The following is a 208-nucleotide window of genomic DNA, read 5'->3' as shown; positions in this document are numbered from 1 at the left end:
GGATCATCCCCGCAGGCGCGGGGAACTCTTGGTCGGGGTCGTCTATTGGGATGGGGGATTCGGATCATCCCCGCAGGCGCGGGGAACTCTACCTGAACGAACTCAACCGTGAGGATCTAACACGGATCATCCCCGCAGGCGCGGGGAACTCATCTGGATGCACGTGTAGAGACTCAGCCAGCTCGGATCATCCCCGCAGGCGCGGGGA

It is taken from the genome of Arthrobacter sp. HMSC06H05, from assembly GCF_001807395.1.
In the GTDB taxonomy this organism is placed as follows: Bacteria; Actinomycetota; Actinomycetes; order Actinomycetales; family Micrococcaceae; genus Pseudoglutamicibacter; species Pseudoglutamicibacter albus.
This window is presented reverse-complemented; position numbering follows the sequence as displayed.